The 16,458-nt window shown below is 43.5% G+C and carries 24 protein-coding genes; 21 read left to right on the top strand and 3 right to left on the bottom strand.

Features of this window, described 5'->3' with window-relative positions:
* Positions 1 to 66: 66 nt before the first annotated feature.
* Complete coding sequence (locus KI743_RS10195) at positions 67 to 561, top strand: hypothetical protein (RefSeq protein WP_285466265.1); 495 nt, start codon at positions 67 to 69, stop codon at positions 559 to 561.
* Positions 562 to 612: 51 nt separating this feature from the next.
* Positions 613 to 1,476, top strand: coding sequence for a DUF302 domain-containing protein (locus tag KI743_RS10190; RefSeq protein ID WP_285466264.1), 864 nt, complete (start codon positions 613 to 615; stop codon positions 1,474 to 1,476).
* A gap of 132 nt (positions 1,477 to 1,608) precedes the next feature.
* On the opposite strand, the gene KI743_RS10185 is transcribed toward KI743_RS10190, so the two are convergent.
* Positions 1,609 to 1,977: a VOC family protein gene (locus KI743_RS10185; RefSeq protein WP_285466263.1), complete on the bottom strand. Its 369-nt coding sequence runs from the start codon at positions 1,975 to 1,977 to the stop codon at positions 1,609 to 1,611.
* A 178-nt stretch (positions 1,978 to 2,155) separates the two neighbouring features.
* Positions 2,156 to 3,706, bottom strand: coding sequence for a glutamate synthase-related protein (locus KI743_RS10180; protein WP_285466262.1), 1,551 nt, complete (start codon positions 3,704 to 3,706; stop codon positions 2,156 to 2,158).
* Between the two features lie 129 nt (positions 3,707 to 3,835).
* Between KI743_RS10180 and KI743_RS10175 the strand changes: the two genes are divergently transcribed.
* The 3 genes from KI743_RS10175 (at position 3,836) to KI743_RS10165 (ending at position 5,976) form a co-directional block, all read left to right on the top strand.
* Complete coding sequence (locus KI743_RS10175) at positions 3,836 to 4,360, top strand: GNAT family N-acetyltransferase (protein ID WP_285466261.1); 525 nt, start codon at positions 3,836 to 3,838, stop codon at positions 4,358 to 4,360.
* Positions 4,361 to 4,455: 95 nt separating this feature from the next.
* Positions 4,456 to 5,286, top strand: a complete 831-nt coding sequence (locus KI743_RS10170; RefSeq protein WP_285466259.1) for an AraC family transcriptional regulator — start codon at positions 4,456 to 4,458, stop codon at positions 5,284 to 5,286.
* Between the two features lie 51 nt (positions 5,287 to 5,337).
* Positions 5,338 to 5,976: a LysE family translocator gene (locus tag KI743_RS10165; RefSeq protein ID WP_285466258.1), complete on the top strand. Its 639-nt coding sequence runs from the start codon at positions 5,338 to 5,340 to the stop codon at positions 5,974 to 5,976.
* Positions 5,977 to 6,056: 80 nt separating this feature from the next.
* On the opposite strand, the gene KI743_RS10160 is transcribed toward KI743_RS10165, so the two are convergent.
* Positions 6,057 to 7,085, bottom strand: a complete 1,029-nt coding sequence (locus KI743_RS10160) for a metal-dependent hydrolase (protein WP_285466257.1) — start codon at positions 7,083 to 7,085, stop codon at positions 6,057 to 6,059.
* Positions 7,086 to 7,261: 176 nt separating this feature from the next.
* Here KI743_RS10160 and KI743_RS10155 point away from each other — a divergent pair, with 176 nt between their 5' ends.
* From KI743_RS10155 to KI743_RS10080, 16 genes are all read left to right on the top strand, one after another.
* Positions 7,262 to 8,029 (top strand): nucleotidyltransferase domain-containing protein, encoded by a 768-nt coding sequence (locus KI743_RS10155; RefSeq protein WP_285466416.1) that lies wholly within the window; start codon positions 7,262 to 7,264, stop codon positions 8,027 to 8,029.
* A 127-nt stretch (positions 8,030 to 8,156) separates the two neighbouring features.
* Positions 8,157 to 8,552, top strand: coding sequence for a DUF3465 domain-containing protein (locus KI743_RS10150; protein WP_152471064.1), 396 nt, complete (start codon positions 8,157 to 8,159; stop codon positions 8,550 to 8,552).
* Between the two features lie 69 nt (positions 8,553 to 8,621).
* Positions 8,622 to 9,365, top strand: a complete 744-nt coding sequence (locus KI743_RS10145; protein WP_285466256.1) for a carbon-nitrogen hydrolase family protein — start codon at positions 8,622 to 8,624, stop codon at positions 9,363 to 9,365.
* A 116-nt stretch (positions 9,366 to 9,481) separates the two neighbouring features.
* Positions 9,482 to 9,985 carry a YgjV family protein gene (locus tag KI743_RS10140; protein WP_152471062.1) on the top strand — a complete coding sequence of 168 codons (504 nt, stop codon included), beginning with the start codon at positions 9,482 to 9,484 and terminating at the stop codon, positions 9,983 to 9,985.
* Between the two features lie 72 nt (positions 9,986 to 10,057).
* Entirely contained in the window at positions 10,058 to 10,639 is a 582-nt protein-coding gene (locus tag KI743_RS10135) for an HD family hydrolase (protein WP_285466415.1), read from the top strand.
* Positions 10,640 to 10,751: 112 nt separating this feature from the next.
* The gene (locus tag KI743_RS10130; RefSeq protein WP_285466255.1) at positions 10,752 to 11,165 is read left to right on the top strand and encodes a VOC family protein; all 414 of its coding nucleotides are present in this window, start codon (positions 10,752 to 10,754) and stop codon (positions 11,163 to 11,165) included.
* A 35-nt stretch (positions 11,166 to 11,200) separates the two neighbouring features.
* Positions 11,201 to 11,680, top strand: coding sequence for a GNAT family N-acetyltransferase (locus KI743_RS10125; RefSeq protein ID WP_285466254.1), 480 nt, complete (start codon positions 11,201 to 11,203; stop codon positions 11,678 to 11,680).
* 18 nt (positions 11,681 to 11,698) lie between these two features.
* Positions 11,699 to 12,127 carry a lysozyme inhibitor LprI family protein gene (locus tag KI743_RS10120; RefSeq protein WP_285466253.1) on the top strand — a complete coding sequence of 143 codons (429 nt, stop codon included), beginning with the start codon at positions 11,699 to 11,701 and terminating at the stop codon, positions 12,125 to 12,127.
* 76 nt (positions 12,128 to 12,203) lie between these two features.
* The gene (locus KI743_RS10115) at positions 12,204 to 12,653 is read left to right on the top strand and encodes a YHS domain-containing (seleno)protein (RefSeq protein ID WP_285466252.1); all 450 of its coding nucleotides are present in this window, start codon (positions 12,204 to 12,206) and stop codon (positions 12,651 to 12,653) included.
* Positions 12,654 to 12,893: 240 nt separating this feature from the next.
* Positions 12,894 to 13,409 carry an adenylate kinase gene (locus KI743_RS10110; protein ID WP_285466251.1) on the top strand — a complete coding sequence of 172 codons (516 nt, stop codon included), beginning with the start codon at positions 12,894 to 12,896 and terminating at the stop codon, positions 13,407 to 13,409.
* Between the two features lie 64 nt (positions 13,410 to 13,473).
* Positions 13,474 to 13,797 (top strand): divalent cation tolerance protein CutA, encoded by a 324-nt coding sequence (gene cutA, locus KI743_RS10105; protein ID WP_285466250.1) that lies wholly within the window; start codon positions 13,474 to 13,476, stop codon positions 13,795 to 13,797.
* Between the two features lie 28 nt (positions 13,798 to 13,825).
* Positions 13,826 to 14,224 carry an ACT domain-containing protein gene (locus KI743_RS10100; RefSeq protein WP_285466249.1) on the top strand — a complete coding sequence of 133 codons (399 nt, stop codon included), beginning with the start codon at positions 13,826 to 13,828 and terminating at the stop codon, positions 14,222 to 14,224.
* Positions 14,225 to 14,229: 5 nt separating this feature from the next.
* Positions 14,230 to 14,823, top strand: coding sequence for a bifunctional 2-polyprenyl-6-hydroxyphenol methylase/3-demethylubiquinol 3-O-methyltransferase UbiG (locus tag KI743_RS10095; RefSeq protein WP_285466248.1), 594 nt, complete (start codon positions 14,230 to 14,232; stop codon positions 14,821 to 14,823).
* 39 nt (positions 14,824 to 14,862) lie between these two features.
* On the top strand, positions 14,863 to 15,417 hold the full coding sequence (locus KI743_RS10090; protein WP_306416833.1) for a nucleotidyltransferase family protein: 555 nt from the start codon (positions 14,863 to 14,865) through the stop codon (positions 15,415 to 15,417).
* A 1-nt stretch (position 15,418) separates the two neighbouring features.
* Positions 15,419 to 15,955, top strand: coding sequence for a GNAT family N-acetyltransferase (locus tag KI743_RS10085; RefSeq protein ID WP_285466246.1), 537 nt, complete (start codon positions 15,419 to 15,421; stop codon positions 15,953 to 15,955).
* An 81-nt stretch (positions 15,956 to 16,036) separates the two neighbouring features.
* On the top strand, positions 16,037 to 16,450 hold the full coding sequence (locus KI743_RS10080; protein WP_032550666.1) for a GNAT family N-acetyltransferase: 414 nt from the start codon (positions 16,037 to 16,039) through the stop codon (positions 16,448 to 16,450).
* Positions 16,451 to 16,458: the final 8 nt, after the last annotated feature.

Below are 16,458 nucleotides of genomic sequence, written 5' to 3'. Positions count from 1 at the left end.
AAGAATCTTTAACCGAAGCGTCAGCGAATAACCCTACCTTTAAGCAATACGACTCTTGGGTAAGCGATGATTAGAATCGATCAAAAAAAGAACCAAACCTTTTCGAAAGGACTTAAGTATGAATTGCTATTTCGAAACTTGGGTAAGCAGGTGTTTTCTGAATTAAAGAACATCCCTCCAGGTAGCATGACCGCCGATAGTTTGGACCTTTTGAGTAAAATGGAGCATCACAATACCAAGGTGATGAGCCCAGTTCGGCAGCAATTTAATGTTGATAGCTCTATTGGTTGTAAAGATAAGCTATTTGCAAAAACGGTCATACTTTCATTGAGAATGATGCCGTACCTAGGTTCACGGTACCTAGAAGGAAGTGCTGAGCGATTTGTTCGCCAATTGGAAGAAATTCAAGCTTCTAGTCCTAGGGGTTATGAAGAGGAAATGACCTATATGGTTGAGCATGAAAAAGCACTTTATGGATATTTAGTTCATCTAAACAATGGTGAACGAAACCGAGCTCATTCGGTGCTAAAGGATTTTGTTATAGACCATGATATTCAGTAGTCGAGGCTGTTATTTATTTTTATCACTTGTCGAACTTAAGAGAGGCCAGACATGAAAAAATTATCTTTCGTTATGTTATCTGTTCTTCCGCTTCTGGGCTGTGAAACGACCGTTGATCCTGTTAATTATCAAAACAAACTGAACTCTGTTGATGAGAGTGTTTTGATGGTTGATCGTAATGCTGAAAAGCTAGAGTTAGAGAAAGTTCTTACTATTGATCACTCTCGACTCGCTGAACAAGCTGGTGAGTATTTAGCGCCAAGTAGAGTGGACTTTTATAGCGATGATGAACTGAATACTCAATTGTTAAAAGAGAATTTGCAAGTAGGTTTGGATCTTCCATTTCGTGTGTTGAACTACGTTGAAGACGGTCAACAGAAAGCAGTCTATACCGACGAACAGTTTATTCAGAAGCGCCATGGCATTAAGGATAAAGACTTACTTGAGAGATATGCACAACATACGGCAGAACTAACCAGTGGATTAAATAAAGTGGTACCCGTTGAGAATGAAGGTTTAACAAAGAACTACGGCATTGAAACAATAGTTTCAGAGTATGATTTTGACACCACGTTAGCAAATATTAAACGAGACGTGCTTGCTCAAGATGATACCGTTTGGTTCATGAACTGGGACTTTAAGGCTAGAGCACAATCAATTGGTGAATCATTACCAAACTCGACTTTGTTGGTGTTTGGTGGGCCAGCACCTGGCGCAAAAGCAATGACGGACTTTCCAAGCATTGGACTGGATGCTTTTGGCCAAAAAGTATTGGTGACAGAAGAGAATGATCAAGTGCTGGTTTCTTACAATAATATTGTCGATATGTCTGAACTTCATTATAGAGACAATGCTATTCCCCATAAAATCATCAACTATCGACTAGGAAAAACACTTAGTGGAGCGATAGAATAATAATTACACCTGATAGAATTGCATACATATCAGTTCTTAATTTCATTACTTAGCAAGCAGTAGCTTTGAATAATGTAATCCCCATGTAGTTCAACACTACGGGGGCTAATTAGAATTGTGAAAATCGGCGTACTAAGGGTAGACACTCACTTCGACTAAGTTTTTATCGGGATCTGAAAAGTACACGGATTGGATTGCGCCAACGGCACCAGATTTTGCGACCGGACCTTCAATGATCTCGATGTTTTCTTTATCCAAGTGAGCAATAACTCGTTCCAATGGCCAATTGGCAATTAAACAGAGATCACCAGCACCCACATTGGCGATGTTTCGTGGTTCTTGTCCTAACAATTGAAAGTTGATCTTCTGGTTCCCGAATTTGACTGCCTTGCGACCGTTAGCAAAAGTCACTTCTTCCATGCATAACACACGCGTGTAGAACTCGACGGCTCTCTCTATATCAGAAACAGTAAGAACAATATGATCGAAATGGCTAATCATCTTTACACTCTTTTGGGACGTTTATTGATGCCATTTTAATCAGACTGACCACAAGTAAACAAAGACTTATCTAATTTATGAGAAGTGGGCAGTGAGGAGAGTGAAGTGGTTAGAAAAAACGATAGGTTTGAGTAATTACAGTTTGAGAGAAAGGGCAGCGCGAAACTGCCCGATAAGCTTACTGACCAGTTAAAGTGTAGCCAGAGTATTTGATACCAGACAAATGTGCCATTTCACGGTTCCAAGTCGCGAGATCGTTGGGGTTAAATTGATTGAGATGATTGTGACCACAGGCTCTCGCCATTACCGTCATCAACTCGGCCGATGCTTCGAAGAAATTCTTCAATTGATTCGAGGCTTTTTCTACATTAAGACGTTGCCTTAAATCGGCTTTTTGGGTCGCAATGCCTGCTGGGCAATTATTGGTGTTACACATTCTTGCCGCGACACAGCCGATAGATTGCATGGCACTGTTGGAAATCGCGACACCATCTGCTCCTAATGCCATAGCCTTCACAAAGTCCATTGGTACACGAAGACCGCCAGTGATAATGAGTGTGACGCGGCCTGATGCGCCAACCTTGTCAAGATAAGCTCGAGCCCTTGCTAAAGCGGGGATTGTGGGTACACTGATGTGGTCTCTAAACATCTCTGGGGCCGCCCCTGTACCGCCGCCGCGACCATCAAGAATGATATAGTCTGCCGTTGCATCAAGTGCGAACTGGATGTCTTCCTCAATATGATTGGCACTCAGTTTAAAACCTATTGGTATTCCACCTGTGACCTCGCGTACGCGGTTGGCAAATTTCTTAAAGTCGTCAACGGTATTTAGGTCTTTGAATGTCGGTGGCGAAATTGCGGAGGTCCCCGCTTCAATGCATCGCACTTCCGCTATTTTACCGATGTTTTTGGCTCCGGGTAGGTGGCCTCCCGTTCCTGTTTTTGCACCTTGTCCTCCTTTGAAGTGAAAGGCTTGGACGTTTTTCAACTTAGACTCTTCAAATCCAAACCCGGCACTGGCTAGTTCGTAAAAATATCGGCTATTGGCCGCTTGTTCCTCGGGGAGCATGCCGCCTTCTCCGGAACAAATACCAGTTCCAGCCAGCTCCGCACCGGTTGCTAAAGATACTTTTGCCTCTTCAGAAAGTGAGCCGAAGCTCATGTCGGATACGAACAAGGGTATTTTGAGCTTCAGCGGCTTTTTCGCCTGAGGGCCGATGATTAATTCTCTGGAAACGGGAACGTCTTCCATCAGCGGCTTAGTTGCCATTTGAGCGACCATAACTTGAATATCGTCCCAATGTGGAAGCAAGTGTCTTGGTACGCCCATGGAAGTCATAGGGCCGTGATGCCCCATCTTAGATAAGCCTTCCCGAGCCAACTGGTGGATAAATTCCACCGTAGGTTCAACCTTGGTAGCGGTTGCTACAGGCATAGCATCAACAGTTTGAATTTGTACGCCCGGGCCTTCAGCTCCTATATCAGAATCAGAAAATTGCTTATGTGAGCCATCACAGAAGGGGAGGTTTTGGGAGTGTTTACATTGGCAGAGGTAGCTGTCACCACTCTCTTCAGCCGTAAAAGCTTTGGGTTTGAAGTCAGTTCCCGCATGAGAACCATCACAGAAAGGTTGGCTTTTTGACCGTCCACAAGTACAAAAGTAGTACTCTTGGTTAGCCTTCAGTTCAACCTTTATAGGTTTGTTACTCGCGACTATTGGTTTGCTCATCATCACATCCATATATTATTTATTTTTTATGGTTTGCTATCAGGCTAAAGTAAAGTTGGACATCGCGAATATTGCAATTAAGCTGGGTGGAAGGGCTCCATAGATTGGATAACAGAATAGGGATATAGAGTGGAACAGAAACGGATAAATATAAGACCAGCCAAAGCCAGTGAACTGACTGATGTATATGCTTTAGTGACCTCAAATAATGAGTGGACTAAATACAATGGCCCTTATTTTTCATACTCACACCCAACGCTTGAGCAGTTTGAAGCATCGTTTTTTCAGCGGCTACTAGTGGGCACAGAACTACAACTTATTACCGCGAATGATATCCCGATTGGAACAGTTAACTGTTATTGGGAGTGTGAGGAGACGCGTTGGTTAGAAGCGGGCGTGGTCATTTATGATGCCGATTACTGGGGGAAGGGTATTGCAGCACTCGCTGTCTCACTTTGGGTTTCTTACCTATTTGCCACCAAAGAAATTGAGAGGGTTGGCCTAACAACTTGGTCGGGTAACCCACGAATGATGTCACTTGCCTCTAAACTGGGCTTTCAACAAGAAGCGAGGCTGCGCAAAGTCCGTTACTTTGAGGGCGAATATTATGACTCAATTAAATACGGTGTCTTGCGCTCAGAATGGGAAGAGTAGTGGTACTCTCTCCTGAGGAAGGTTTTGGGTTGAAGACCTAAAAGTCAGCCCCAATTTTCGTAAGTAAGAAGTCTTTTCACGACCAAGGCAATCAGATGGACAATACGACAAAGGATATTAGTCAACGTTATTGGGTAAGTGAGTATGCGCCTTATCTGACTGTTCGCTCAACCCACAATAGTACTCAAAGCTATAAAGAGCACTATCACTCTGAACTTTCGGTCGGAATAATAAAAACTGGGTCGACGTGCCTCTCTTTGCCAGAACAAGAATTAGTTCTTAACAAAGGTGAAGTGATATTGATTGAACCTAATTTAGTTCACGCGTGTAACCCACTCAACAAAAGCCCTCGCAGCTACTATATGCTCTATATAGATAGTAACTGGTGTTGCGAAACCTTATCAACTTTATATGGCTATGACGTAGTAGATTTTGTTGTTGACCAAGATACATTGCAGCTGTTCGATTGCCCACTTGAAAGCGCTATGGATGAGTTACTTGAACATGACTCAGTGGAGAATGCTTCGACGGTTGAGGACATATTATTTGACATACTTAGTCGATATAGTTCACCTATACGAGCGCAATCTATTGAAGATACCTTAGCTCTAAAGGTCAGGGAACGATTGCTGCAAGATGTGGAGTCTCCACCGTCATTAGACACACTTTCTAGCGAGTTTGGTCAAACGAAAGAAACTCTGATCAGACGTTTTAAGCGTTATTTTGGTATTACGCCTAAAGCATTTCTGAACAATCATCGAATCGAAAAAGCGAAGTTCTTACTGAAAACTGGTAAGTCAATTGTTGATGTTGCCGTGGAGGTAGGGTTTTCTGACCAGAGTCAATTGCATAAAGCGTTTGTCAATTATACGGCCTCTACGCCGCGACAGTACCAACAGGTTAGATCAATTTTCGACAATAATTAATAATCCAAAATATTCATAGTGACCGGTAGATTTTTACTACGGATAGTTATTATGTTGTTTTCTTCATTTTTACCTGCTGCTTTCCCTGCCTTGGCATTGGCACATTTCGTTGCTTTATTAAGCCCAGGGCAAGATTTTTTCTTAATAGTTGCTCATTCGATTCGACATAAATTAAAGGGCAGCCGGTTTATTTGTCTTGGCGTTGCACTCGGTAACGCGATCTATATTGGTGTGGCTATTTTTGGCTGGACAAGCATTCGTGATAACGAATTGATTTATACGGTGTTCGAAATCTTAGGGGCGATCTATCTATTGTGGTTAGGAACAGTTCTACTAAGAAGCAAAAAGGGTGAAACAAAGCTTTCTTCTGACGAGCAGGCCATACCCTCACCTCTGAAGCAGCTTGTAATGGGATTAAACTCAGCGTTACTTAACCCTAAGAATGCTCTGTTTTATATGAGCTTATTGACGGTCATATTAGGGAGTGAGGTAACGCTGATTCAACAGGTCTCTTGTGGGATTTGGATGTTCTTTGCGGTTTTATTTTGGGATCTGCTTATTGCAGCGACCATCAGTCACCCTAGCGTTCATCAGTCGCTTAGCCGTTATATTTACATTATCGAACGTGGTGCAGGGCTAACGTTGGCTTTGTTTGGCATGGCTTTGTTTGTTTCCCCTTTTTTAAGGTAAGCCATCCCCAACTGACTTTGCGCAGTTCACTTCTCAGTTATGATTGCTCAATAGACCATCTATTGAGCAATCACCGCATCTTATCTCTGATAGCTCACTTCCATTGTCTGTAAGTTCGCATCAATAGTCTGATCGCCTTTCAAACGTTGCCAAAGCGGTGCGAGCATATCTAGGCCTCGTTCACTTGGGTAGCGTTGAGTCGCTTCAAGTAATTTCCATTCGCCATCGCTATCTTTCTCCGCAAATACGAACTCAAATGAAAGGTTGTTTGCCATCCCTAGGCGTAAATCAGAAACAATTAACGTGTCGTCTTCAACGCGATAGTTCAAGTAGTTATGGGAAAATGCTTTTAGGCCTTCTAGCGTATTTGGCTTCTCTTCTAGAGGCCAGTTGCCGAGTGGACGAGAGATGAAATCAATCTTATTGTCGCTATCAAGAACCGACGCCAACCCCTCCCAGTATTGCCCATCATCCATAACTACAACGCGCCACAGGAAAGTATTAAATGCTGTTGGCGTAATGAGAACCTGCTGGTTAGGGAGGTTCTGCGCCGCTAAGTTTTGTTCAACTCGATCGGCAATCACTTGTTGTGATGCGTAACCCCAACCCAGATAAAGAGTGGAGAGCAATACAACACCTTGGCACCATCGTCCGCCTTTGTGTTTAAAAATCAAAGCGACACCAATGGCAAACAACAATGGCAATGTATACAAAGGATCTATGATGAACACGTTGCGAAGCTCGAAATACCCTTCAAACGGCCAAATAAGCTGTGTGCCATAGGTTGTCATCGCGTCTAACAAGGTGTGTGTTACTAAGACACTCACCGTCAGGAATAACACTCTCGCTAGTGTCCAGAAAGAATCTGAGTAACGGACACAATACAACCATGAAATCAGAAATGCTAATGGTGGGAGTGTTAGTAAAGAATGGCTAAAGCCTCTGTGCTTAATGGTATTTTGAACCGCATCGCCATAATCCAGAACAACATCTAAATCAGGCAACGTTCCTAAGGCGGCTCCAGCGAGTAGAACCTTCGCATTACAGCGTTTTCCAGCAATAGCGCCCGCGACCGTCGCACCGAGCGCAGCTTGAGTAACAGAATCCATATCGACCGTATTAATGTTATTGAAAGGTTACGTTGATTCAGAAAGTAAAATGAAGACGTTGGAGAGTCAAACATATCAAGTACTCTAAGGGCCAAATTTACCTACTTTTACCTAAACTTAAGGATTATTAAGGTATGCTTGTAGCAATAAACACGTCGTTGAATGATAAGGATTTTATGCATAACGAAGATATTGGCCTCGATGAGCAGGGATTTATCCGCAATGATTATTCAGTTGATAAGATTCAACCTGAGTTTAAACCTGTTATCGATAGTGCAGTGCAACGACTGACTCAACGACTCCCAGGTCAAATTGATGGAATCTATTTGTACGGTAGCATCCCAAGAGACACGGCTGTCGTAGGTCGCTCAGATCTTGATGTATCTATTATTCTCAACACCCCAATCACGGACTCAGAAAAGCGGGTATTCCAAGAGATAAGTAATGCAATTCCCGATATTCACCCAGAGATCAGTAAGATCGATATCGATCCGGGTTACCTCAATACCATTCAAAAACCAGAAGAGCTTTACCATTGGCAGTTTTGGCTCAAACACTGTTGTTGCTGTGTATGGGGTATTGACAGAGCGGTTTCATTCGTTAAGCATCAGCCTAAGTTAGAGATAGCTCTTGCGCTCAATGGAGATCTACACTCGTTCTTGGACCAAATGGCTGATAGCTTCTCTAAAATGGATGACAAAGCGGTTGCGAAGATCATCGGAAAGAAGTTAGTAAGGGCAGCGTACTATTTTATCGCAGAAAAAGACGGGAGTTGGTATATCGATTTAGCTCAATGCGCCCAAGCAGCGAAAAAGCATTACCCTGATCAACAAGACGATATTGAACTCGCGTACTTATTTGCACGTGAAAAGCTAACGTCAAAAGCCGATGCCATAGAACTCTACCAGCGATTAAGTGGCAAGATTAATGACGTGGCGACTTAAGCGCTTCATCTGAATCATAACTCTTGGCAATTTCATTGTGCGCTAAATCAAAACGTGAAGTGCCCATTCTGGAGCTCATTGATGGTTTTCTATACTCTTCAGCGATATTGATTTAGGAGAGACCATTATGAAAAGGATTTCTGCTTTACTGTTAGCGCTATTGGCAGCTTGCTCCATCAATGTTCAAGCGAACGATCAGCAACTCAAGCAAGCATACCAAAACCACCAAAGTGACCTGCAGATCCAAGGCTCAGGGACCGTATCAAGAGTACTTCCTGACGATAATATCGGCTCTAGACATCAGAAGTTCATACTGCGTTTGGACAGTCGACAGACATTGCTGGTCGCGCACAACATCGATCTGGCACCTCGTATTCCAAATTTAAAAGTTGGTGATGTCGTCCAATTTTATGGTGAGTATGAATGGAACGATAAGGGAGGCGTGATTCACTGGACACATCGAGATCCTGGAAATCGACATGCCCACGGCTGGCTCAAACACCAAGGCAAGATTTACGAGTAAATTCGCTAGATTTAAGCCGACAAAGGCAGCTTAAATGGATTGTTCTTAAATGATATGGGAGGAGAAAACTTGAAAAGTAGTATTACTATCAGCTTACCACAGATACCCGTTACCAAAGGCGATGTATCTGCAAACTTGAAGCACCACATCAGTGCTATTGAGCGATCTTCTCAGCAGAACGCAGATGTTGTTGTATTCCCTGAGCTTTCTCTTACTGGTTATGAACTTGCTTCTGATTTGGCGTTTGACCCACGACCTTCTGCTTTCAAAGAGCTGTCGCAAGCTGCGGTAACACACGAGGTTGTTGTGATTGCTGGCTGCCCTCTGAACACTTCAGGATCTTCCAAACCAACCATTGGCTCTGTGATTTGTTTCCCCGATGGTAAGGTTGAGTATTACTCCAAGCAATATCTACATTCTGGTGAAGAGATATATTGCTCACGAGGAGATCGAGATTATCATTTTCAGTTAAAAGGCAATCAGATTGCACTGGCTATCTGTGCCGATTTTATCGAGCCGCTACACTCTACAAGAGCCAAAACAATGGGTGCTGACGTGTATTTGGTGAGTGCACTCATCTCTGAAATGGGTTTTGAACCAGACTCTAAACTGCTGTCTGATATCGCTTCTACGCATAACCTGCCTGTGCTGTTAAGTAACCATATATCGGTGACTGGTGGCTGGGATACATGTGGCAAAAACTCGATATGGGGAAATAACGGCCATCGGGTAACCTTGTCGAACGGCAAAGAGGAGTGTTTGGTTTTGTGCTCGATTGACGGCGGACAGATCCAAGCGCGTATAGCGCAATAAATATTTGAGATAAATAACAATAGCTAGTAGTGTCGATAACCACTTGCTGACGCGTTAAGCCACGATGTAAGGTCGCATCAATGCGCGTGCGGGTCTTTACTTACAAGGAGTGTAGGGTGACACCATTTGTTTTGTCTCAAATACTGGTCGCAATCGCGATTTGTTTTGATCTGATGTCCTTTCAATTCAAAGAGAGGAAAAAGATCGTTACGTGTCTTTTCTTTGCCGGGACTCTCATATCAAGCCATTTTATCTTGCTTGAGCAATGGACGGCAGCGAGCCTAATGCTCATCGCCACCGTTCGCTATTTAGTGAGTGTGTTCTCTACCTCGGCAAAATTGAAGTACCTATTTTGTGGGGCTTCAATCATTTCTACTTCGGTTACTTATACTGGCCTAGTCAGTGTTGTGAGTTGTGTTGCTTCTCTGTTTCAAACAGTTGCCGCTTTCAATAAAGATGACCGCCGTTTAAGGGAGCTGATGATCATCGGTACCGCGCTTTGGCTTATTCATAACTACATGGTTGGATCGCCAACGGCTGTCGTCATGGAAGTCCTTTTTATCTCAAGTAATTTAATTGGATATTATCGTTATTACATTAAGGGGGCGGCATTGGCGTAATTGTCAGCAAGGTTCTGGTAGGCATCCATTTTTGAATATAGGGCTTGTTCTATAAAAGATAGGAGTCAGATGTTGAAAGAAGTTACTCAAATCCTCGATTTCATGGTCGAAATTGAAAAACTAAAAGGCGTATTGAGAAAGTCGAGACCGGTTGGCTTGAAGCGGCACGAAAACTCTGGCGAACACAGTTGGCATGTGTGTATTAGTGCTCTGATGTTAAAAGAATACGCTGACGAGAGAATTAATATCGATCGCGTGATCAAAATGCTGTTGATTCATGACCTGGGCGAGATCGATGCCGGCGACAAAATCGTTTATGAATCAGAAACCGCAGAGCAAAAGAATAAAGAGTGGAATGGCGTCAAACGAGTGCTGGATATGCTGCCAAACCGACAAGGTGAAGAATATTTGGCACTGTGGGAAGAATTTGAACTTGGTGAAAGTGCTGATGCAAAATATGCAAAAGCCATCGACCGTATCCCTCCGCTTCTCCACAACATCAATGATGATGGCTACGGTTGGAAGAAGCACAATGTTCTCAAAGAGAAGGTTCTCAATTTCAACCAGCAAAGAATATCAGCTGGTGGAGAGAAGATATGGGAAGGCGTCGAAGCTAAGCTACAACAAGCTATCGTAGATGGGATTCTAACCTAATCATCCCAGTTAGTTTTTCGGTTAAGCACAACCATTTTCTTATGAATGTCATTGTGAGCTTTCGTAAGGGGTTGAGTCATGTAGAATCGGTGTTTTAAGTTTAGAAGCCGCCATGACGAAACCAGTGCAACAGCAAATCGGAAACATCGCCCTTGTTGTCGAAAACTATGACGACGCCATTGAGTTCTATACGCAGAAACTTCAATTTACGTTAGTTGAAGACACCGATTTAGGCGGTGGTAAACGCTGGGTACAGGTCGCTCCGCCCAATTCTAACGGCACCAACCTTTTGCTTGCTCAAGCGAGTACCGAATCTCAAACACAAGCCATCGGTAACCAAACGGGTGGTCGCGTGTTTTTGTTTCTTCAAACCAACGACTTTTGGCGTGATTATGAATCCATGAAAGCCAAGGGTGTGATGTTTAACGAAGAGCCTAGAGTTGAAGAGTATGGAACCGTGGTTGTGTTTCAAGATCTGTACGGAAACAAGTGGGATCTGCTGCAGCTAAATCGAAGCGGAAACTAGCGGGCATAACGGTCGACAGCAATCGGGAGGTAGAGATGGAACTGAGAGAATTTAGACAGGAAGACTACGATACCCTGATCCATTGGATAGATTCAGAGCGGCTCAACTATCAGTGGGGCGGTCCGAATTTTGATTTTCCATTAGACCATAATCAACTCGAACACCATTGCGTGAAACCTGAAGTGCTGCCATTTATCTTCATTTCAAATGGAGAGGTAGCGGGATACGTTGAACTGTTCAAAGTGTCAGAGTCTCAATATCGTATTTGCCGAGTGTTTGTCTCGAATGATTTTCGAGGCCAGGGGCTGGCTAAGGTCATGCTTAAACAGCTCATTGAGAAAGCTCGAGTAGAATACAAGGCACAGGTTTTAACGCTGGCTGTGTTTGAGCGAAATGTCGTTGCCAAAGGTTGCTATGAATCTCTTGGTTTCGTGGTGACATCTCGTGAGTCTGGAACGCGCAGTTTTGATGGCGAGTTGTGGGATTTGTTGCTAATGGAAAAACACTACAATTAATAACTTTAGGAACATCAAATGAAAGCTAAAGCTGTGTTACTCGTTGCCTTGGCGATGTTGCCGATGACTGCGCTCGCTCAACAAGATGAAATCGATTGTGAGAACGCAATGAACACCCTAGAGATCAATCAATGTGCAGCGATAGAGTTGCAAACTGCCGAGGAGCAATTAGCGACTTATCTTCAAGCAAGCTTTGAACATAACGCTGAAGATCCAACATTGGTGGAAGCAATTAAGCGAGCACAGACAGATTGGTCGACTTATATGACTGCTCATTGTGACGCTATCTACACGCAATGGCGAGATGGTTCTATTCGTGCGGTTATGGCGCTTTCTTGTAAAACTGAGCTAACCAAAGAGCGAACCCATCAAATCTGGCAGAATTTCTTAACTTATATGGACAGCACACCGCCCGTTTTACCTGAGCCAAAGATTGGTAACGATTAGCGCACTCTTGGTTTGTATGTCTTGAAATTTTTGCCGCGTTTAACCTCTCTTTATAAATAACATGAGGAGAAACGTTATGAAGTATCTTGCCAAAATTGTTCTAACACTTGTCTTTTGGTTGGGGATTGCCACCCCTTCTTTTGCTCTTGATCCGGTATACAGTGACTTTTTCGGCAAAGCGATCCGAGGTTACGATCCCGTAGCGTACTTCACTCAAAGCCAAGCCGTGGAAGGAAGCGATAATTACCGCTACGAATGGAATGGTGCTGAATGGCGATTTTCCTCACAACGACATCTCGATTTATTCAAAGCGGACCCTGAACAATATGCCCCTCAATATGGTGGATACTGTGCTTGGGCGGTGAGTAAAGGCTATACCGCCAAAATAGACCCGCGAGCTTGGAATATTGTCGATGGCAAGCTTTACCTAAATTACAGTAAATCGGTACAGCAAACTTGGCAGGGTGATATCGCTGGAAACATTGTAAACGCAGACGCCAACTGGCCAAGATTGCTGAATGAGTAAATGGACCCAATATCGATTTCTGAAACAACTAATCATTATCTGAGTTTATAAATTCAATTGACACTCACTCAGATTTATATGACATTGGCTGTATGAAATGTAATCGAACAACACTCAACCAACGAATTATCATCATTCTATAAGAATGGTGGGGATTTGTTGTACTGAGAAAAGCTAACCCACCCGGTAAGGTGGGTTTTCTTTTTCTATCTTCCGGGCCGTGTTCTTGGAGGAACTCAAATGAAAAAAGTCGCCGTTTTTGGTAAGCCCGGTAGTGGCAAATCTACCTTCAGCAAAACATTAAGCCGATCTGCAGGTTTACCGTTGCATCAACTGGACTCTATCGTCTATCAAGCGAATGGCGAGCCAGTTTCCAAAGACGTTTTTAATCAAGCTCATGAAAAGATCTTGAATGAAGACACGTGGATCATCGATGGACTTGGCCCTCTTGGTGCATTCCATCAGCGCTTAGAGTCTGCAGATACCCTTATCTATATCGATTTGCCTTATTTTGTCAGCTACTGGTTCGTTACTAAGCGCTGTCTGAAAGGGTTGTTCGTAAAACCAGAAGGGTGGCCAGATGGCAGCTCAGTCATCAAAGGTACGCTCAATAGCTACAAGATGCTTAAACTCTGCCCTGGGTTTTGGAATGATGAGTTTATGTCTCGACTGTCTCAGATCTCAGAAGGTAAACAACTGCATGTTGTTAAGAGCACAGCCGAACTCGATAATCTACTTACTCAACTCTCACAATAACAGTGGGCTGGTGTTATTAGGCTGAGTAGATTGGTATTTTGAACTGTCTGTCAATGGAGTAAAGATGGAATTCAAACTAGAAATATACGCCCCAGAATCAGAGGTTATTGCAATTCGTGATGCTCTGAACTCTGCGGGCGCTGGGGTTGTGGGCAACTATGACAGTGTCATCTCGATTGTGAAAATATCGGGATTTTGGCGCCCAAATTCAAAAGCTCAGCCAGTCACAGGCTCAAAAGGTGAAATCAACTTTGGCGAAGAGGTTCGTATAGACGTTCGCTGTAAAAAGGAGCGCGTTCAAGCGGCACTCGATGCTGTGAGAGCGGTGCACCCTTATGAAGAGCCCGTAATTAATATTCTCCCTCTCTACAATCACGAATTTAATTAGACTCGATACTGAAACAAGGACTGTATTTATGTCAGGAATCACCGATCTAGATGAGCTGCTGTGTTCTATGCGCCCTAAATTAATACCAACAGAGTTTGTGTTCTGCACGACTTCTGGTGCCCTAAGGGATTATGTCAGTTTAGAGCCTGTAGCCACGTTCATCGAGTCAGAAGGACTCACTCTGGTCCTTGAAAAGTCTCGAGCTGAGGAAGCAGGTTTGGCATTTGAAGGTATCTACCAGCAGATCACCTTAACCGTTCATTCCAGTCTGGATGCGGTTGGACTGACTGCGGCCGTCGCATCCAAACTGGCGTCTAAAGGGATCAGCGCTAACGTTATTGCTGCGTACTATCACGACCATATTTTTGTCCAACAGGATAAAGCCACTGCTGCGCTATTGGCACTGGAAGAGTTTTCCGCTGAGTGATGGGCATGGACACTAACACTGAGATTTGGCGCAGCTATTATGAGAAAGCACTCGCTAAACCACATTTAAAGCGGACCGAATTTGTCTGTTCACTTAATCAATCGACATCAAGTGTTGCTACTGACTGCGGCTGCGGTGTCGGTAGTGATATGGAATACTTGAGTCGTAAAGGCTACCGAGTACATGGCTTTGATATTAACTCAGACTCGATCGATATATGTGAAGAACGGTTTGCTGATAACCCTTTAGTTGACGTTACAAACGCTTCATTCGAACAGTTCCAATATCCGAAAGCTGGGATTGTACTCGCAAACTCTAGCTTGTTTTTCGCTGACCCTTGTCACTTCGAATCTGCGTGGCATAAGATCGTCACGAGTATTGAAATTGGGGGTGTTTTTGCAGGCGATTTCATGGGCATTAAAGACACTTGGGCAACCCACTACCGAAGCCCAACGTCTTCTTTTACAGAATCCGAAGTGCGCGACCTATTCTCTGGTTTTGAAGTTCTGAGGTTTCATGAGAGGGATGAGATGGCAAAAACTGCATTGGGACGAATGAAACACTGGCACACCTATTCAGTTGTCGCGGTGAAACGCTAATTTAAACATAGGGTTATGAGTCTAAATAACTTAAAAGATATGAATAAAATCGTTCACCTTTTGAAACAAGATCCAATGCGAGTAGAAGCTTTGCACTGTGTTAAGAGGTTAGAACTGCCTCAGTGCTACGTTGCCGCGGGCTTTCTAAGAAATTTAGTCTGGGATTATCTCCATAGCAGTATCAAACCAACTCCTTTGAATGATATTGACGTTGTTTATTTTGATGCTGATGAATTGGATTCGAATGCCTGTTTCAAGCATGAGGCTTGGCTCAAGACACAAATGCCACAGCTTAATTGGCAGGTTCGCAACCAAGCTTTGATGCATTATAGAAATAACGACCAACCATACGAAAGCACGCTCGATGCTATGAGCTATTGGCCTGAAAAAGAAACGGCTGTAGGTGTTAGAGTCACGGAAGACAACGATTACGAGTGTGTGTCCGCCTTCGGTTTTGAATCCCTATTCAATGGACGCATCACTCACAATCCGAAAAGACCGCGTTCGTTATTTGATCAACGCGTATACGCGAAGAATTGGCTCGTCTTATGGCCCTCGCTCAAAGTGGTTTATGAAAACGCAAAGGAATCGTGAGATGTTTAAATTGGAAACGGAGCGACTGATTCTCAGAGACATGACACTCGATGATCAAGATGCTTTTGTTGCTATGTCTCAAGATGCCAAGTATCAACGTTTCTATGATGAAGGTGATTGTGATCCAAACAAATATAGGCAGCTCACTGAACTATTTGTGGCGCAGTCAACTGAAAGCCCAAGGCAAGCTTATCAACTCGCTGTTGAACTTAAGAGTACCAATGAGTTTATAGGTACGGTTTGTTTACGGCTAGAACCAAACCGTCAAGCGTCTATGGGTTGTGCTTTCTCTCGAGCTTCACAAGGAAGTCAGTTCGCTCAAGAAGCGGCATTTAAGCTCGCTGATTTCGGTTTTAAGGAATTGGGTGTTCATCGTATTTATGCTGAGACTATCAGCCGAAACTTGGCTGCGATAAACCTTTGCCGTCGTTTAGGCATGCGGAAAGAAGCGCATTTAAAAGAGCATCGCTTCTTTAAAGGGCAGTGGTGGGACACTGTTATTATGGCTGTACTGCACAGTGAGTGGTGTGATTTTTAACTAAAGTTCAGATAATTCATCAACACTGTTTTTATATACAGTATTGTTGTGTATCCTATCCTAAAAAAGGAGTAGTACACGATGACGTTTGTATATGAACAGCAAGTCCCTAACCCTCAAGAATTTTGCGATATGCGTGTTGCAGCAGGCTTATCTCCTAAATCACTCAAAGCAGCAACTATCGCTCTGCCTAACAGTTTGTACGGGATCTCTATTCGAGATGCCGATAAGTTGATCGCGATGGGGCGAGTTGTCGGTGATGGTGCGTGTAATTTCGAAGTGGTTGATGTTGCCGTTGATCCTCAATATCAGGGTTTAGGGCTGGGTAGGAAAGTGATGGAATATATTGATGGCTACCTAGCATCTGTAGCGTTAGAAGGTTCTTATGTCTCTATGATTGCTGATGAGCCCCTTTTTTACGAAAAGCTAGGGTACAAGCTCGTGTCACCATCTAGCCAAGGTATGACCAAGAAATTCAGACCCAATAACGTTTGAGTAGGGTA

Origin of the sequence: Vibrio sp. D420a, assembly GCF_030248625.1 — a bacterium.
GTDB classification, from domain to species: domain Bacteria; phylum Pseudomonadota; class Gammaproteobacteria; order Enterobacterales; family Vibrionaceae; genus Vibrio; species Vibrio fortis_A.
Note: the sequence above shows the minus strand (reverse complement) of the source record. Positions and strands in the feature narration are given on the sequence as shown.